This is a genomic window from Prevotella melaninogenica, from assembly GCF_018128065.1.
Taxonomy (GTDB): domain Bacteria; phylum Bacteroidota; class Bacteroidia; order Bacteroidales; family Bacteroidaceae; genus Prevotella.
Map to the genome: position 1 here is coordinate 1135749 of NZ_CP072359.1, position 15608 is coordinate 1151356.

The 15608-nt window shown below is 38.8% G+C and carries 12 protein-coding genes; 6 read left to right on the forward strand and 6 right to left on the reverse strand.

Translation table 11 applies throughout. From position 1 onward, the window contains the following. Positions 1-3: 3 nt before the first annotated feature. From J5A56_RS04590 to rfbC, 5 genes are all read right to left on the reverse strand, one after another. Positions 4-3651 (reverse strand): ATP-binding protein, encoded by a 3648-nt coding sequence (locus J5A56_RS04590; RefSeq protein WP_021673180.1) that lies wholly within the window; start codon positions 3649-3651, stop codon positions 4-6. Then, positions 3635-4192, reverse strand: coding sequence for a condensin complex protein MksE (locus tag J5A56_RS04595; RefSeq protein WP_013265782.1), 558 nt, complete (start codon positions 4190-4192; stop codon positions 3635-3637). The genes J5A56_RS04590 and J5A56_RS04595 overlap by 17 nt, the downstream gene beginning before the upstream one ends. Further along, complete coding sequence (locus J5A56_RS04600; protein ID WP_021673179.1) at positions 4182-5381, reverse strand: hypothetical protein; 1200 nt, start codon at positions 5379-5381, stop codon at positions 4182-4184. The genes J5A56_RS04595 and J5A56_RS04600 overlap by 11 nt, the downstream gene beginning before the upstream one ends. A 611-nt stretch (positions 5382-5992) precedes the next feature. Further along, positions 5993-6784 carry a DUF4738 domain-containing protein gene (locus tag J5A56_RS04605; RefSeq protein ID WP_021673178.1) on the reverse strand — a complete coding sequence of 264 codons (792 nt, stop codon included), beginning with the start codon at positions 6782-6784 and terminating at the stop codon, positions 5993-5995. Positions 6785-6886: 102 nt separating this feature from the next. After that, positions 6887-7441 carry a dTDP-4-dehydrorhamnose 3,5-epimerase gene (gene rfbC, locus J5A56_RS04610; protein ID WP_021673177.1) on the reverse strand — a complete coding sequence of 185 codons (555 nt, stop codon included), beginning with the start codon at positions 7439-7441 and terminating at the stop codon, positions 6887-6889. 103 nt (positions 7442-7544) lie between these two features. Between rfbC and J5A56_RS04615 the strand changes: the two genes are divergently transcribed. Together J5A56_RS04615 and J5A56_RS04620 are read left to right on the forward strand one after the other, a co-directional pair. Next, complete coding sequence (locus J5A56_RS04615; protein ID WP_036920466.1) at positions 7545-8576, forward strand: SPOR domain-containing protein; 1032 nt, start codon at positions 7545-7547, stop codon at positions 8574-8576. A gap of 186 nt (positions 8577-8762) precedes the next feature. Further along, complete coding sequence (locus tag J5A56_RS04620; protein ID WP_021673175.1) at positions 8763-9296, forward strand: FHA domain-containing protein; 534 nt, start codon at positions 8763-8765, stop codon at positions 9294-9296. Between the two features lie 334 nt (positions 9297-9630). Here the strand turns inward: J5A56_RS04620 and J5A56_RS04625 are convergent, their stop codons facing one another. Next, complete coding sequence (locus tag J5A56_RS04625) at positions 9631-10017, reverse strand: DUF1573 domain-containing protein (RefSeq protein ID WP_021673174.1); 387 nt, start codon at positions 10015-10017, stop codon at positions 9631-9633. A gap of 290 nt (positions 10018-10307) precedes the next feature. Here J5A56_RS04625 and aspS point away from each other — a divergent pair, with 290 nt between their 5' ends. The 4 genes from aspS to J5A56_RS04645 all read left to right on the forward strand — a co-directional run bounded on the left by aspS (position 10308) and on the right by J5A56_RS04645 (position 15592). Further along, positions 10308-12065, forward strand: coding sequence for an aspartate--tRNA ligase (aspS, locus tag J5A56_RS04630; RefSeq protein WP_021673173.1), 1758 nt, complete (start codon positions 10308-10310; stop codon positions 12063-12065). Positions 12066-12306: 241 nt separating this feature from the next. Continuing rightward, positions 12307-12588: a winged helix-turn-helix domain-containing protein gene (locus tag J5A56_RS04635; protein WP_021673172.1), complete on the forward strand. Its 282-nt coding sequence runs from the start codon at positions 12307-12309 to the stop codon at positions 12586-12588. A gap of 522 nt (positions 12589-13110) precedes the next feature. Next, complete coding sequence (locus J5A56_RS04640) at positions 13111-14178, forward strand: mannose-1-phosphate guanylyltransferase (protein WP_036920463.1); 1068 nt, start codon at positions 13111-13113, stop codon at positions 14176-14178. Between the two features lie 382 nt (positions 14179-14560). After that, entirely contained in the window at positions 14561-15592 is a 1032-nt protein-coding gene (locus tag J5A56_RS04645) for an esterase-like activity of phytase family protein (RefSeq protein ID WP_021673169.1), read from the forward strand. The last annotated feature ends 16 nt before the right edge of the window (positions 15593-15608 follow it).

The following is a 15608-nucleotide window of genomic DNA, read 5'->3' on the forward strand; positions in this document are numbered from 1 at the left end:
ATGTTATATTCTCTTTAAAAGTTTCTCAACTTTCGTCTTTACACCATGCTTGCTTAGTAGATAAGTATACCGATAATCGTATGGATTATAGGATGTTGGTGAACTATTTATTAGCTGGATATTACGTGAGTTAGCAAACTGTAAGATGCCTTTAATATTGTTTGGATGTAGACGACCAATCTCATCCATCATACAATGGACGATAAAATCACCGCTCTTACGGGCTGCCTTCTTCTTGAATACGTTGATAAGCATGATGTTAACCATTGCCTTCACTAAGATGTCTGTTCCGTCTGAACCAACGTTATTGATGCGTTCTACCCAGCTTGTATCATTGTCGTTCTCCTTTACACGGAACTGTAAACGGAAAGCATCACCCAATGATACGATGTTTCGATTAGGCTCGTTCTGTAACTGATGAGATAAGCTCTTTAGATAGTCTACAACCTTTCGGTTCACTTCATCACGATTATCACTTGAGAAGAGGTTAAGTTCTCCTATAGAAAGCGCATTCTCTATGCAGTAATTATGAATAGATATAAGTAACTGCATAAGCTTGTCTGACGACTCATTTGCTCTTAATTCTATACTTTTAATGACTCCTGCAAAGTTCTTCTCAACAAAGTCTCGATTGATGTCAAGGATTACTCCATCTACATCTGATCTACGTTTCATCAATGCGCCGACCTCAGTTGAAATACGTCCTAAGATGTCTTTGTAATGTTCACTGGTACGTCTTCGATACTCTTCTATCTTATTATTGTCGATAAACTCTTGTAAGTCAACCGCAATCTGCATATAATCTGCGTCTGTGATAGGCATTGTGTTGAAGTGAAAAGCATTCTGCGGCTTAAAGTTACGATTGAAGTTTACAACAGTGCCTTTTAGTATCTCAATGGCTTCTCGTTTCTGATTAATAGTGCCTCTCAGCTGACTTATTAGCTGTAGACAGTCTAAATGTGTAGACTTTACCTTATTATCAGCGAGATAAGCGTTGGATACTAAGTGCTCATTCTCTATAACTTGATGATATTGATTTAGTCCATCTCTTCTATGAGCAAGGTCTTTTTGGATCGCTCTCTGTTGGTCTTCAAATCCCTGTATCTTCTTCTCTATGCGTATTCTCTTGTCTTCGTAACGTTGTTGCAACATAATAAGTCGCTGCGTAATCTCCTTTATATTATTTCTAATATCAGCCTCTTTGGAGAAGAGAGTATCCACCGCATCTTCGTATTTGATTACATCATTGCGGTCTGTTTCTATCTGTTGAAGTAGCTTGTTAAGCTCATCGAGTGCTTTGCGATATTCGTTCAATAGTTTGATATCTACTCCTTTGCCTTCAAGCTCGGCTTTTTGTTGCTTGTCAAGTTGAGCTTTTTGATTTTCAAATTCCTGATTATGCAATTCGGATTCAGACTTTTGTTGCTCTTGAAACGCATGTAGTTCATTATTAAGTGCCCTTACAGACCTATTGAACGCTGCATCAAGTTCCTTCAAATCCTTTTCGTTCTTAACATCATTCTTAGCTTGTCTTTCTTTCTCAGCTTCAACTTTAAGAGTGGCATCATTGAATGCACGCATACGTAACTCTTGTTCGCTTGAGATTATTTCCTGCTCTTCCATCTCTAATTTATGCCGTTGGTTCTGCAGGTTCTGTCTTTTTGTAGGTATTTGATTAGCCTCCACTCTTAACTGAGTAGCCTCTTGACGTAATGGTTTAAGTAGGTTACCATACTTCTTACCGAGTTTAGATATTTCCTCTTGAAGGGTCACTGGCAGTTGTGATAACTGTCTATTCAATAGCTGAAGTTGGCTCTCTAAATTTTTCTTCTTTGTCCTATACTCATCAGGGGTACGATGGGTAGGCTCAATATTTTCCAAGTTGAGCTTTACTCCAAATAGATTGTCTGTGTTATTATCTAATGTTGGTTCAAGTCCTTGGGCATAGAGTATCCGTTCTTCATCTACAACTTTTCCAATCGTATCTTCCCACCCTTCAGTGTTCTCACACAGCCAATGATACAGCGAGTCATCCAGATGTGACAGCAAGTCGTTGATTCTTGCAATCTCATTACGGCATATTGTACGATCGTTCTCCAATCGTTTTTGTTCCTGCAAAGAGGTTTGTTTCAACTCAGCCTCTTTCATTTCGAATTCGTTAGTCAGCTTTTCTATTTGAATTCTAACAGTTGTTTGATTTGCCTCATTGGCTTTTTCATTGATATCTAATTGTACCAGTTGTTTCTTAACCTGTTTGATATCATCCTCTTTAGGGTGCCATTGACGTAGTTCTTTAAGTCTACTATCTGTTCTATACTGTTCAGCTATAAGGCTTTGAAGGCGTTCTTTAGATTCAAGTGATAAGGTACGATACAGGTTCATAACCTGATTTCTGTTCTTAGAACGCTCTTCTTCATAGCGATTTCGTTCTTGTTGTAGCTCTGTTTGCTTTGTATACAAAGCCTCTCTCAGCCTATTGGTAAATGCTTGATGAGCATTTTCAAGTTTTGTTTTGGCGATATTATATTTCTCTGCTATTGATGCATTTGTTTTGAGCAAATCATCCAATAGCATTTTTTTCTCATCCGCTTCATGTTTTAATGACTTCTCACGGGCGTTAAGTGCAACCTTTTCTTTTATGTTAATAGCATCAAAATACTTTCGTTTCTCAGCTATCTCTTTCAGTTTACTATTCTTTCCTCCAAGGTCTTGATTGAGTGAGTCTTTTTCTTTGTCATAGTCAGCTTTAAGTTCCTTCTGGCGATTACACTCTTTTTCAATGCTGTTTTTCACGTCGATAAGTTTCACTTCCAGTAGTGGTATTTGTTGTTCATCGTCCGCTACAACGTAGTTCAGCATGTGCCATACATCAAGTAGTTGCTGATCAAACGCAACTATCTTACGGCCCTGTTCAGCTATTTTCAGTGCTTGCTGGCGTACGGGATAAATTCCGTCACGTGTCTGTCGGAACCAACAGTCTATTTCATCGTATTCTCTTTCAAAGTCTGTTACCAGTCTTCTGTACGTTTGTAAATCAATAGGGTGGTCTTCGTCAGCCATTGACTGGATGATAGTATTCTTCACAAAGTCAGCATCCAACTTCGTGTTAAGGAATACATTTTGAATACTTCGGGGTATATTTTGATAATGAGAACTCTGTACTAAGGCATAGCGAGTAAACTTGTGGTCGTGTGTGTTACCAAAGATAATGTCCTTAAACATTACCCCAGAGTCGATTCTTGCTGACACACTCACATTCTTATCAATACGTTCACGTATCTTCACCCAGTCACTCAACACCTGTTTATCATTGTCAATGAGCCATTCCCTTTGGTATGGTGCATCAATAAATCGCCAAGAAGCACGTCCTTGGTATCGGTTGACTAATATGGTATATGCTCCATTATCACGCATTACCTCATAGAGGATATGCGAGTTAGATTGGCGGAAATAGAACTCGTCAAACGACTTCTGGCCTTGTTGAATACCCAATTTATGCTTGTCGGCATTGTAGAAGAACAGTAGTGCTCTTAGTACTGTACTCTTTCCTACACCCTGTGTCCCAGTGAAATGCACGTTGCCATCTACTGATATTTCAGCATAAGGAATATTAGCACTATTGATAAATATGATTCTATTCAGGTATTTCATCTTCGTTAGCTATTTGAATCATGTTAACCAATTCCTCAGCATAACGGAATGCAGAGGTTATCTTAAAAGTCTCATCTTGAATATTGACACATTCAGCAAACCCCATGTTTTGCATCTCTTGGAGTAGCTTGTTCACTATCTCTTGATTTGAGCCTGCGCCATACTTCTTAAACAGGTGGTTAGCTTTTTCCTTCAATTCAATATCTAAACTGATTTGTTCTATTAGATGTCCTTTACGAAATTGGTAGCCTGCAGAGAATGCTTGGTTATAGCATTTAAGAAAGTCAAGATAATCAAGCCACTTAGAAAAACTTTCTAACTTTTGTTCTATAGCTTGTTTTCCTTCCCCTATACGAGAGAAGTAGAAGTAACCATTGCCTTGTTCTAATTGTAGACCAACTTCTTTAAAGTAGTCTGCATAATCCTCAAAGTTCTCTTCTAAGTCATCGTATAGATGGCGGATAGAGTTGTCAGAACTGTCAACAGAGAGGAATTCTCCGCGGATTAATCGTTCATATATTCGTTGAGTGTTATTTCGCATAGATGATTGGATATTCAATGTTTTGGTAAGTTGCGTATTCTCCAGTCATTTTACATTCATCGGGGTGTAGGATGACAAGTTGACAAAAGAGGGTTGCATGATCTTCTATTTCACGTTTTGTCGTGTAGTTGTATCTGAGGATAAATTCAAAGAGATTGTAGCTTGAGGCAGCAAAGGCATTCCACACTTCAGTAGGATCAATCTCTTTCAGAAGTTGTACTTGCTCTTGTAAGTCTTCCTTTGTAAGTGGCTCTGCCTCTGTTCGTGACGTCTTTTGTATACCATTGCGTTCTGCTATTCTCCTTAAAACCTTTGCTATCTCATCATTCTCTCTTAATGCCTCCAATGAAAGACGAATCTTGCTATATTGCCGAGACTCCATCCATAGCGGATTGTTTTCTTCTAATACTTGTGTAATATTAGTTTCTGTCTTGATGAGAACTTGGTCTTTCAGATACTTTAATTTGCGTATCTTCTTGTAAAGCTGGTTCTGTTGGTCTATTTGATTGATATAGACAATAATCTGCCTATCTATCTCCATCAGTGCATGATAGGCTTCAACGAAATCGTGTCTTACATTGCTACAAGTCTTAGCCATGTGTGGGTCATTGGCCATAATGAAGAAAGCTTGCTCATTGTCCATTAGCTTTTCACATTCACGTATCATCGAACGTATGCTATGACTTTTCTCATCAAGATTCTGGAGTTTCGTTTTCTTGTTGAGATAGTTTGGTTCTTGCTTATAGGTGTTGTCCATGTTTCGTTTCAAGTCCACTACATTTTTCAACGTCCTAAAGCCTGTCTTCTTCAAGATTTGGCGTACACTATCTTGGTAGCCAGCCTTCCGATTTACGTTTGTCTCTTGTAGGAAATAAGTGATATGCTCCTTTAGTGTGTTGATACATTCCTGCACACTTAACACACTTATTTCCTCATTCACGTTCAGCACCTCCTCAAAGAAATTAAGGTAGTCGCTCTCTATTTCAAGCGAATTGCCTGTTTCTACCAATACACCATAGTCAATGAGCCTACTTAGTCGACTCTCATTTCCGCCAACTAACTCCAGTGCTATACCTTTGGGGAACTTTATCAGCTTTCGCTTTTCAAACATCTCACTCAGTAGTCTTTGTTCGCGTGAGAGTGTTTTAGTTAGCTCTTCTATTGTTCTAAAGTGTGACAGTATGTCCATGGGCTTGTTTTATATATCAAGAGTATGATAGTCTTTAATTTTATTATTGAATGAAAGGTGGGAGTTAGCAAGATTTCTTAATACATCAGTTTTGTATGGATAAGAATTTGTTTGCTATCTGACCAGCATCTTATACTTTAGGTATTAAAACAGATACAAATATAATAATTACTTTTGAACAACGTTGCTAATTCTTGATAAAATCTGAGTAACTTATGGTAAACACACCATGTACATATCTTTTCATTGGTATATTTGTGTGAAATAGATAGTAATAGACGAACTTATATACATCTTTCTCTTATTGTGCGGGTGCTTCGCACATGTGGTGCGGAGGCTTAACACCATACGTGCGGAGGCTTAACACCACACAAGTTTATGGTAAGGATAAAGGTAACTTATCGTCGAGAAGTATGCAAAAGTTATCTGATTGGCATGAGTTTCTTTGTGATTAGGAAGCCGTAAGCATTTGATAAATAGTATTTTATATAGTTTAGTTTCTTCTTTCTGTTTAATTAGGTTATATAAAAAAACCGCACTTTATAACAAACGTAACTAAGTGCGGATATGCATTTGATTTTCTTTTGATTATCTGTCAGTGATAATCAATATTACCTTAACTTCTTACTCATTCTTCCGTCAGGCGTTACTCTCAGCTCAATAACGTATGTTGTATCGGCATCAGGGATTCCAATGACAACATAATAATAGAGTGCCTTGGCATCAGCATGCGTAAAATACATCTTACGTAGGATGCTGCGAGAGAGAAAACTCTTAGGGATAAGCGATTGGAACTCCTGTTTACGAAAGTCATGTGCAAAGACAGGTGTGCCGTGATTGTACAATCGCAAGGATGCAACATTGTCAAGATAGATGTTGTCAACTTCTATTCCGTTATCGTTATAAGTTGACTTAACCACCTTATCAGATGTTGTTTGTACATGAACTTTACTCTCAAAATAGCCTAAATCTGTACGGATAACGGTGTCTTGCGATTGTTTCAAGAAGGTGTTCATCGCATATATATGATAATTGAAAGCTGAATAGAGTGCTTTATCATTACTCTTTATCAACCTTACCTCATCACCATTTTGGTTGGCAAATTTAAGTAGGTGAGCAGCTTGCTTTTCTATCTTATATCCATGAATGTTTTGACCTTGCAAATAGATAGTATCTTGATAAATCCAAAAGCGTACGGGCATACTGGCTGAATCAGGGTAGAAAATACTGTCTCCCTTAACCAACATGGCAGGATCACTGTTCTCACCATTGGTCCATAAGCCCTGTAACATCTCTTTTGCTTGCTTATCTTCGTGTTGCTGTTGAAAATCAGTTCCACGATTCTTGCAAGCCGTTAATAGAACCAGTAATGTTAATATGCAGATAAGTAAATTCTGTTTCATCTTTACTGATACATCGTCAAACGCTTTAATTGTGCGTTCGTTAATGAATGTGTTATGCCAGACGCTGTTTCAAAGTGTCTGGTCTTGTAAAAAATATTGTGTCTATTCAAATACTTTCGCATCTTTCAAAGATAACCCCTTGTTAAGGTCTTTGTCTGAAAGTATGACATCCTTTGCATTGATAGGCCATTCAATACCTACTGTCTCATCGTTCCAACGGAGGCTCGCTTCTGTCTGTGGAGAATAGACATTGTCCACCTTGTATGTGAAGATAGCTTCGTCTGAAAGTACGAGGAAGCCATGTGCAAAGCCACGTGGGACAAAGAACTGACGTTTGTTCTCGTCAGATAGCTCTACCATAACATACTTACCGAATGTAGGGGAGCTCTTGCGGAGGTCGACAGCAACGTCAACTACCTTCCCCTTGATGACACGTACCAACTTAGCCTGTGACGTATCACCTTCTTGATAATGAAGTCCACGTAGAACACCATAGCTTGATTTAGACTCATTGTCCTGTATGAAATCAACGTGATAACCAATGTTCTTGTCGAATTCAGCTTGCTTGAAAGACTCGAAGAAATATCCTCTTTCGTCATTAAATACTTTAGGTTCGATAATCCAAACACCGTCAATCTCTGTCTTGATAAACTCCATAGCTTTATTTTTAGTTCTTAATGCAAAGATAAGAATTTTTATCGATTATCGGAAGAGTTACGACCTTATTTCATTCTTTAGGCAAGAATTTAACGTTGGGTACTTGCCACTTCCAAATAAATTATTTAATTTTGCAAACGTGATAAAACTCGACCGACATATAGAAATCCTTCTGTTGGAGAATGACTGTGTTATTGTCCCAGGCTTAGGTGGCTTTGTTGCTCATCATGTTTCAGCAAGATACGATGAGCAGGATGGCTTATTCCTGCCACCTTATCGAACGCTTGGCTTTAATGCACAGCTTAAAATGAATGACTCTTTGTTGGCGCAATCTTACGTAGATGCCTACGATTTAAGCTATCCTGAAGCTTTGCGACAGATAGAGAATGAGGTTGATGAGATTTATCAAACATTAGATGAAGAAGGAGTATTTGAGCTGAATGACCTCGGAAGTCTTTCAAGAAATGGTGATGGTAATTTGGCGTTTGAGCCTTTTGAGAGTGGAATTCTAACGCCATTGTATTATGGTTTAAGTAGCTTTAACTTCACAAAGCTTGTCAACGAGAAGCAGTCCGCACCTACAACGATTGATGTTAAAACTCAAAAACAGGGCGTTGTCTTTGTTGATGATTCCGATACTGCAAATAAACGTATTAGCATTAGTATGCGTGCTGTGCGTAATGTTGCTGCAGCCGCAGTATTCCTTACTGCTGTCTTCCTTGTTGCTTTCCCTGGCTCTATTCATAAGGGTGCAAGTGAAAAGCAGCAGATTAAGAGCGGAGTCCTTTATAATATCTTCGATTCTGATGATACGTTAAATGCTTCTAAACAGTTTGATGGCGTAATTCCTAATAATCAGGTGGCTGGTGTAAAAGCTCAGCAATCAACTCCTACTATATCTTCTCATTATTGGGCAATTGTCATGGCAAGTCATGTGACTGAAAATAATGCACGTGCTTTTGTTCATAAATTGCAGAAGAGTGGGCTTACTGACGCCCGTGTTTACGATGGAGCAGAGAGCATAAAGGTTCTTTATGGCTATTTTTCAAGTCAAGAGGAAGCTTTTGCAAAGATGAAGGTTATAAACAAGACTACTGAGTTTAAGGAATCTTGGGTGATAGAGATAGGAAAGTAAAAGGAGCAAGAAACCTCTAAAAGGTAGAAGTTATTGCTTCTTTCTCAAATAAAAACCAACACAATTATTGTTTAAGGAGCAGGCTTTTCATGGTTTATTTATGTTTAGCCTCGTTCGTTTCTCCATTAGAGCCTCTTTCCCCTCTTTCGAGGTAAGGGGCATTTTTGTTAAAATTACTTTTATAATATGAAGCGTGTAAGATGTCCGAAGTGTGATAACTTCATTACTTTCGACGAGACAAAATATAAGTCGGGACAACGTCTTGTTTTCCAGTGCCCTCAGTGTAGCAAGGAATTTGGAATCCGTTTAGGTGTTTCTAAACTGCGTAAGACTCAAAAAGAAGAAAACGATGCCCCTATAGGTGAGACTTCTGAAAGCCTGTATGGTTCGCTTCATGTGATAGAGAATGTCTTCCATTTCCGTCAGGTAATCCCTCTGCAAATGGGTGAGAATGTCATCGGTCGTTATATGAAGGGAAACCCTATTAACTGTCCGATTGAGACGGTTGACCCCAGTGTTGACATGACTCATTGCTCGATTACTGTAAGCAAGGACAAGCAAGGGAAGTTGCAATATGTATTGCGTGATGGACCATCTTATACAGGAACGTTTGTAGACAATGTTATTCTCGGTGATCGTGAGCGTCGTGTTATTGAAGGTGGTACGCTCTTTACGATAGGGGCAACAAGTGTTATTCTTCATACTCCAAATGAAGATTAAACTTTGAAAATAGTTTACAATGCGTCGAGTTATTTGCACTTAAAATCCTTAAAAGATACATCTTTTCGACCCCTTTGTAACTGTAAGGAAATCAGTTGGTTATGAAATGGTTTTTCAAAAGGTGCTTAGTAAGCCTTCAAGAGGGCGTTAGTAAACCCTCAAAAGGGCATCTTTTAGAAGCCAATTGAGGCTTAATTCAAATGCTACTAAGCATCAATAAAAAACGAGGATGTGAATTTTTATTACATTAAGTGCGAATGTGAAGCACTTATAAAACGACAGAGCCGGCTTTTACTTCTCAGTAAAGCCGGCTCTGTTAATTCTATTTGTGTACTTACTTTCCAGTCATGACACCCTCTATATATAGTCGGGTCATCTCGATTTTTCCATTTGTACGTACGGTAATGCTCTTTTTGAAGTGACCTGGAAACTTACCAGTTCCGTTGTATGTCACATCAATCGTACCTTTCTGACCTGGAGCAATCGGTCTCTTATCATAGCTTGGTATTGTACAACCGCAACTTGCAACAATCTGGTTAATTACCAATGGAGCCTTACCAACATTTGTGAATGTGAATGTTGTTTTGTGTACTGGGTTGTCGTCAGAGAATGTACCGAAGTCGTAAGTAACTTTATCAAATTTAATTTCTGCTTGATTCTGTGCTGCTGCAAATGTTAGTCCGAAAACCAACATTAATGTCATTAATAAGAACTTTTTCATGTCGTCTTTGTTTAATTGATATTTAATAAGTTCGATGCAAAAGTAATCAGAAAGTTTATTGTTTCACTAAAATTTCACAATAATTAAGGAGATATTGTTATTTTAACGCCTTTTTGCCCTTTGTTTTAACATTAAATCTCACAGAAAAACACTGATATTTTTATATTGTATTTCCCATTTTAATATAAAGTTCGTATCTTTGCAGTAGATTATTGAGACCACACGATTGGAAGTAGATAATCCTTTTTGGTTAATAATAGAAGCGAAATATAATAAACATATAATAAGGTATGTATAGAACAAATACTTGTGGAGAGCTGCGCCTTTCGGATGCAGGCAAGGAAGTAACCCTCGCTGGATGGGTACAGCGTGCACGCAAAATGGGAGGTATGACTTTTGTTGATCTTCGTGACCGCTACGGTATTACCCAGTTAGTTTTCAATGAGGCCGACAATGCAGACCTTTGTGGCGAAGCTAACAAGTTAGGACGTGAATATTGCATCCAGGTAAAGGGTGTGGTTAATGAGCGACAGAGTAGGAATAGTAAGATTCCAACAGGCGATATTGAGATTATTGCCAAGGAATTGACGGTGCTCAGCAGTTCTGACACTCCTCCTTTCACAATCGAAGATAACACAGACGGTGGTGATGACCTCCGTATGAAATATCGTTATTTAGACCTTCGTCGTGAGGCTGTGCGTAAGAATATGGAATTGCGTCACCGTATGACGATTCTTATTCGTAACTTCCTTGATGCTGCGGACTTTATGGAGGTGGAGACCCCTATCCTCATTGGTTCTACTCCAGAGGGCGCACGCGACTTCGTTGTTCCTTCACGTATGAATCCAGGTCAGTTCTATGCACTACCACAGAGTCCACAGACACTGAAGCAGTTGTTGATGGTAGCGGGTTTCGATAGATACTTCCAAATCGCAAAGTGTTTCCGTGATGAAGACTTGCGTGCTGACCGTCAGCCAGAGTTTACACAGATTGATTGTGAGATGTCATTTGTAGATCAGGAAGATGTTATTAATCTTTTTGAGGAGATGGCACGTCACCTTTTCCGTGAGATTCGTGGTGTAGAGCTTCCAAAGTTAGAGCAGATGAAGTGGCACGATGCTATGAAACGCTATGGCTCTGATAAGCCAGACTTGCGCTTCGGTATGGAGTTTGTCGAACTGATGGAAGACTTGAAGGGTACAGGCTCGTTCTCTGTATTTAATGAAGCAGCATATATTGGTGGTATTGTTGTTCCTGGTTGCGCTGAATATAGCCGCAAACAGTTGAACGAGTTGACTGACTTCGTGAAACGTCCACAGGTGGGTGCTCAAGGACTTGTTTTCATTAAATATAACGCTGATGGTACTATCAAGAGTTCTATCGATAAGTTCTACACAGAGGAGCAGCTGCTGAAAGTGAAAGAAACAACAGGTGCTAAGGATGGCGACCTTGTATTGATTCTTTCTGGTAACAATGTTAGAAAGACACAAGTTCAACTCTGTTCTTTGCGTCTTGAGATGGGCGACCGTTTAGGTCTTCGTGATAAGAATGTGTTTAAGTGTCTTTGGATTGTTGACTTCCCATTGTTTGAATGGAGTGATGAAGAGCAGCGTTTGATGGCTACTCATCATCCATTTACAATGCCAAATCCTGATGATATTCATTTGTTGGATGAGCATCCAGAGCAGGTACGTGCAAAGGCTTACGACTTTGTGTGCAATGGTATAGAAGTTGGAGGAGGTTCCCTCCGTATCCATGATACACAGTTACAGGAGAAGATGTTTGAGGTTCTCGGCTTTACCCCAGAGAGTGCAAAAGCACAGTTTGGCTTCTTGATGAATGCTTTCAAGTATGGTGCGCCACCTCACGCAGGTCTTGCTTTTGGTCTTGACCGCTTCGTAAGTATCATGGCAGGTCTTGATTCAATCCGTGACTGTATCGCATTCCCTAAGAATAACAGTGGACGTGATGTCATGTTGGATGCCCCTTCGTTCATTGATCAAAAGCAGTTAGATGAGTTGGAAATCAAGTTGGACTTGAAGGCGTAATCTCCTTTTTAGTTGACTTATGTCAATAAAATGTAATAGAAGAAGTTAATGCACTCTTTATCTGTTACTTTTTGTCGTAAGTATTTGATAAATTAGATTATTTGATGTACTTTTGCAAGAAATAAATAGCATTCGACAGGGGAAAGCTAATGATTCTTTTGTACGTTTGCATTATTTTAGTAGATAAATATATTTTAATAATTATTCGATTGCTTGAACGAGACTTTAATTGTATAGAACTATGACAGAAAAGAAAGAAGTTAAGTCTGCTCCAAAAGCAGCAAAGAAGGCTCCTGCTAAGAAAGCTTCTACAAAGAAAGCAGTTGTAGCTGTTAATGCAGAGAATGTCGGTTTTAAGGCTGGCGATGTTTACAATGCTCTTGCTGCTGAGGCTAAGGCTTTGACAGTTGCTGAGATTGCTAAGGCTGCTAAGATTAGCACTGAAGAGGTTTATCTCGGTATTGGCTGGCTCTTTAAGGAGGGTAAAGTTAAAGGCGAAGATGGCAAAATTGCTCTTGCATAATTAGAGTAATTATCATAACACAGGAGGGAGTCTGTATAATAGAAGGGTATAGGCTCCCTTTTTGCATGCAATACGATAAAGAAATATTACGGGTTCTTGCCGAGGCAGGTAACGAGGGACTTTCTGTTCAGAAAATCTCTCGTCATGTTTTTAATGCTTGTAATTCTTTTTTCAATCCACTCTTTCAAAAGGATGTACATAAGTATGTTCAATCGTTTCTTTTGAAGAACAGTAAGTCTGTTAAGCCACTTGTTATAAAGAATAGGAAAGGGGTTTATAGGCTTAATGAGAGAAATAAAATATGGAAACAACTTCTTATTCAGTTTCATGATGAAAGTGACGCTCCTAAAGAGAAGCTCGTTGAAGATAAGAGTTTAAACCTTTTCGATTTCTGATAATTTAGTCTTATTTCCTTAATTGTTTCTTGTAAACAGCGTTAAAAATGAAAAAGCTACACTAATAATTGTCGTTATTCATTTTTATTTGTATATTTGCAATCATATTAATTTTTTGATAATAGTTATGGCACAAACTGATAATCATCTTGTCATTATGGCAGGTGGCGTTGGTAGTAGGTTCTGGCCGATGAGTACTGCAGAGCGTCCTAAGCAGTTTATTGATGTTTTAGGCGTAGGAAGAACGCTTATTCAACTGACCTATGATCGCTTTGCTGGTGTAGTTTCGTCAGATAATGTATGGGTTGTTACTAACCAGAAGTATGTTTCTTTGGTTCAGGAGCAACTCCCTGAGATACCATCAAATCATATTTTGAGCGAACCCTGTCGTCGCAACACAGCACCTTGTATCGCTTATGTGAGCTGGCGTATTAAGAAAGAGAACCCGAAAGCTAATATCGTGGTGTCTCCAAGTGACCATATTGTTACAAATGAAACGGAATTTAGACGTGTTATTACCAACTGTTTGAAGTTTACTGCCGAGACCGATGCTGTGGTAACGTTGGGTATGAAACCAACACGTCCAGAGACGGGTTATGGCTATATACAGGCTGATCTTTCAACGGCTTCGGCTCGTAACCGTGAGATTTATCGTGTTGATCAGTTCCGTGAGAAGCCAGACTTATCAACAGCTGAGCAATATATAAAGCAGAACAATTTCTTTTGGAATGCAGGTATCTTTATTTGGAGTGTCTCTACTATTGTAAACGCTTTCCGTATCTATCAACCAAGTATTGCAAGAATCTTTGAACGTATCATGGATGTTTTGGATACAGCTGATGAACAACGTTTAATAGATGAGGTATATCCTGAATGTGAAAATATCTCTGTCGATTATGCTATTATGGAAAAGGCTGAGGAGATATTTGTGTGTCCAGCTGACTTTGGATGGAGTGATTTAGGAACTTGGGGCTCATTGCTTGCTCAGACCCAGCATGATATCTATGGTAATGCTGTGATTGGTAATAACGTTCATCTGTTTGATAGTAAGAATTGTATTGTTCATACTACGGAGGAGCGTAAGGTCGTTATCCAAGGACTTGATGGGTATATTGTGGCTGAACAAGATGGTAAGTTGCTCATCTGTCGTCTAACAGAAGAACAGCGTTTGAAGCAGTTTACAGGAGAAGGATAAGCCTGTCGGATTGAAGTTATGAATAAAATAATTGCGTAGGTACGGCTTTTGTAAACTGTACCTACGCATATATTTTTATGATAGTTGATTAATTTAATTCTTTCTCGTCGTAAATATAGTTCTCGATTTATCCTTATTTGATAAATAGCTAATATCCTTTTGCGTTCACTCTGGCTATATATTACAAGGTGATTCATGCTTAGCACACGTGGTGTTAACCATGAGCACCACGTGTGCAGAGCGTTAACACCACATGTGCTGGGCGTCAGCACGTAGATAGAAGATGGATAGTAAAAAATGTTATCATCGTGTTTTTCTATGGTAAAAACTGAAATTAATTTACGTGGAAGATGTTTTTTGATGGGCTTAAAATCATATAATTATGACTGTGATACTAAGATTTAGTAGTTTTCTTATATTTGTTTTGTGTTTTCCTTTCACATTCTTTGCGCAAAGTCCGCAGCTTATTCGAGTCAATCCACAGCATTATTTTCAGCACACAGTTCCTAAAGGGAATTATAGCGGACTGACATGGTTAGGTGGCAATCGCTATGCTGTGGTGTCTGATAAGGCGACAGAAAGTGGTTTCTTCATCTTTCGTATCGAGATTGATAGTGTAAGTGGAGATATAAAGAATGTTGAAAATGAAGGCTTCTTTTCATCTGGTGAGTCGAATAAAGATGAAGAAGGGATTGCTTTCTTTCTGAAGGATAGTACATTGTTGATAGCTCGTGAGGCAGATAATAGAATTGTTGAATATGGAATGAATGGAAGGTTAACAGGTTGGGAGTTGGCAATACCTTCTGTGTTCAGTACTGCCACACCTGCATATAGCTTTGAAGCATTAACGTATAATGCTCTAACCCATCGCTTTTGGACAACTTCAGAAAGTACGTTGAAGACTGATGGGGAACAAACGAATGCGACAAATCATGTGAAGAATAAGCTTCGTTTTCAGAGTTTTGATGATTCTTTTACTCCAAGAGAGCAGTATGCTTATCTGATGGATGCTGCGGAAAATCAAGCTTCTGCATCTAATTATGCTATGGGCGTGCCAGCTATGACAGCCTTAGATGATGGAAGGTTACTTGTCTTGGAGCGAGAATTCTTAGTGACTTCAAGTAAGATTGGTTCCTTTGTAGAGAATAAAATATACTGTGTAGACCCTGCGGAGTCTGTTGCTATCAACCAAGAAAGAGGACTTGATGCCGATAGTCCATATATGCAGAAAGTATTGATAGCAACATGGAAAACCTCATTGGGGCTGCTTCGTCAGAATCTTGCTAATTATGAGGGAATGTGTCTTGGTCCCCGCCTTGCAGACGGAAGCCAAGTAATAGTGTTTTGTGCTGACAGCCAAGACCAGTATGGTGGTGTACTTCGTGACTGGTTTCGTACGGTTATTATCCGATAATAATCGTAAGTTCAGC

Excerpts from the sequence above, each read along its gene's own strand:
- J5A56_RS04605 (WP_021673178.1), bottom strand. The coding sequence starts at position 6,784 with ATGAAACAGAATTTACTTATCTGCATATTAACATTACTGGTTCTATTA.
- J5A56_RS04620 (WP_021673175.1), top strand. The coding sequence starts at position 8,763 with ATGAAGCGTGTAAGATGTCCGAAGTGTGATAACTTCATTACTTTCGAC.
- J5A56_RS04595 (WP_013265782.1), bottom strand. The coding sequence starts at position 4,192 with ATGCGAAATAACACTCAACGAATATATGAACGATTAATCCGCGGAGAA.
- rfbC (WP_021673177.1), bottom strand. The coding sequence starts at position 7,441 with ATGGAGTTTATCAAGACAGAGATTGACGGTGTTTGGATTATCGAACCT.
- J5A56_RS04645 (WP_021673169.1), top strand. The coding sequence starts at position 14,561 with ATGACTGTGATACTAAGATTTAGTAGTTTTCTTATATTTGTTTTGTGT.
- J5A56_RS04590 (WP_021673180.1), bottom strand. The coding sequence starts at position 3,651 with ATGAAATACCTGAATAGAATCATATTTATCAATAGTGCTAATATTCCT.
- J5A56_RS04625 (WP_021673174.1), bottom strand. The coding sequence starts at position 10,017 with ATGAAAAAGTTCTTATTAATGACATTAATGTTGGTTTTCGGACTAACA.
- J5A56_RS04640 (WP_036920463.1), top strand. The coding sequence starts at position 13,111 with ATGGCACAAACTGATAATCATCTTGTCATTATGGCAGGTGGCGTTGGT.
- J5A56_RS04600 (WP_021673179.1), bottom strand. The coding sequence starts at position 5,381 with ATGGACATACTGTCACACTTTAGAACAATAGAAGAGCTAACTAAAACA.
- J5A56_RS04635 (WP_021673172.1), top strand. The coding sequence starts at position 12,307 with ATGACAGAAAAGAAAGAAGTTAAGTCTGCTCCAAAAGCAGCAAAGAAG.
- aspS (WP_021673173.1), top strand. The coding sequence starts at position 10,308 with ATGTATAGAACAAATACTTGTGGAGAGCTGCGCCTTTCGGATGCAGGC.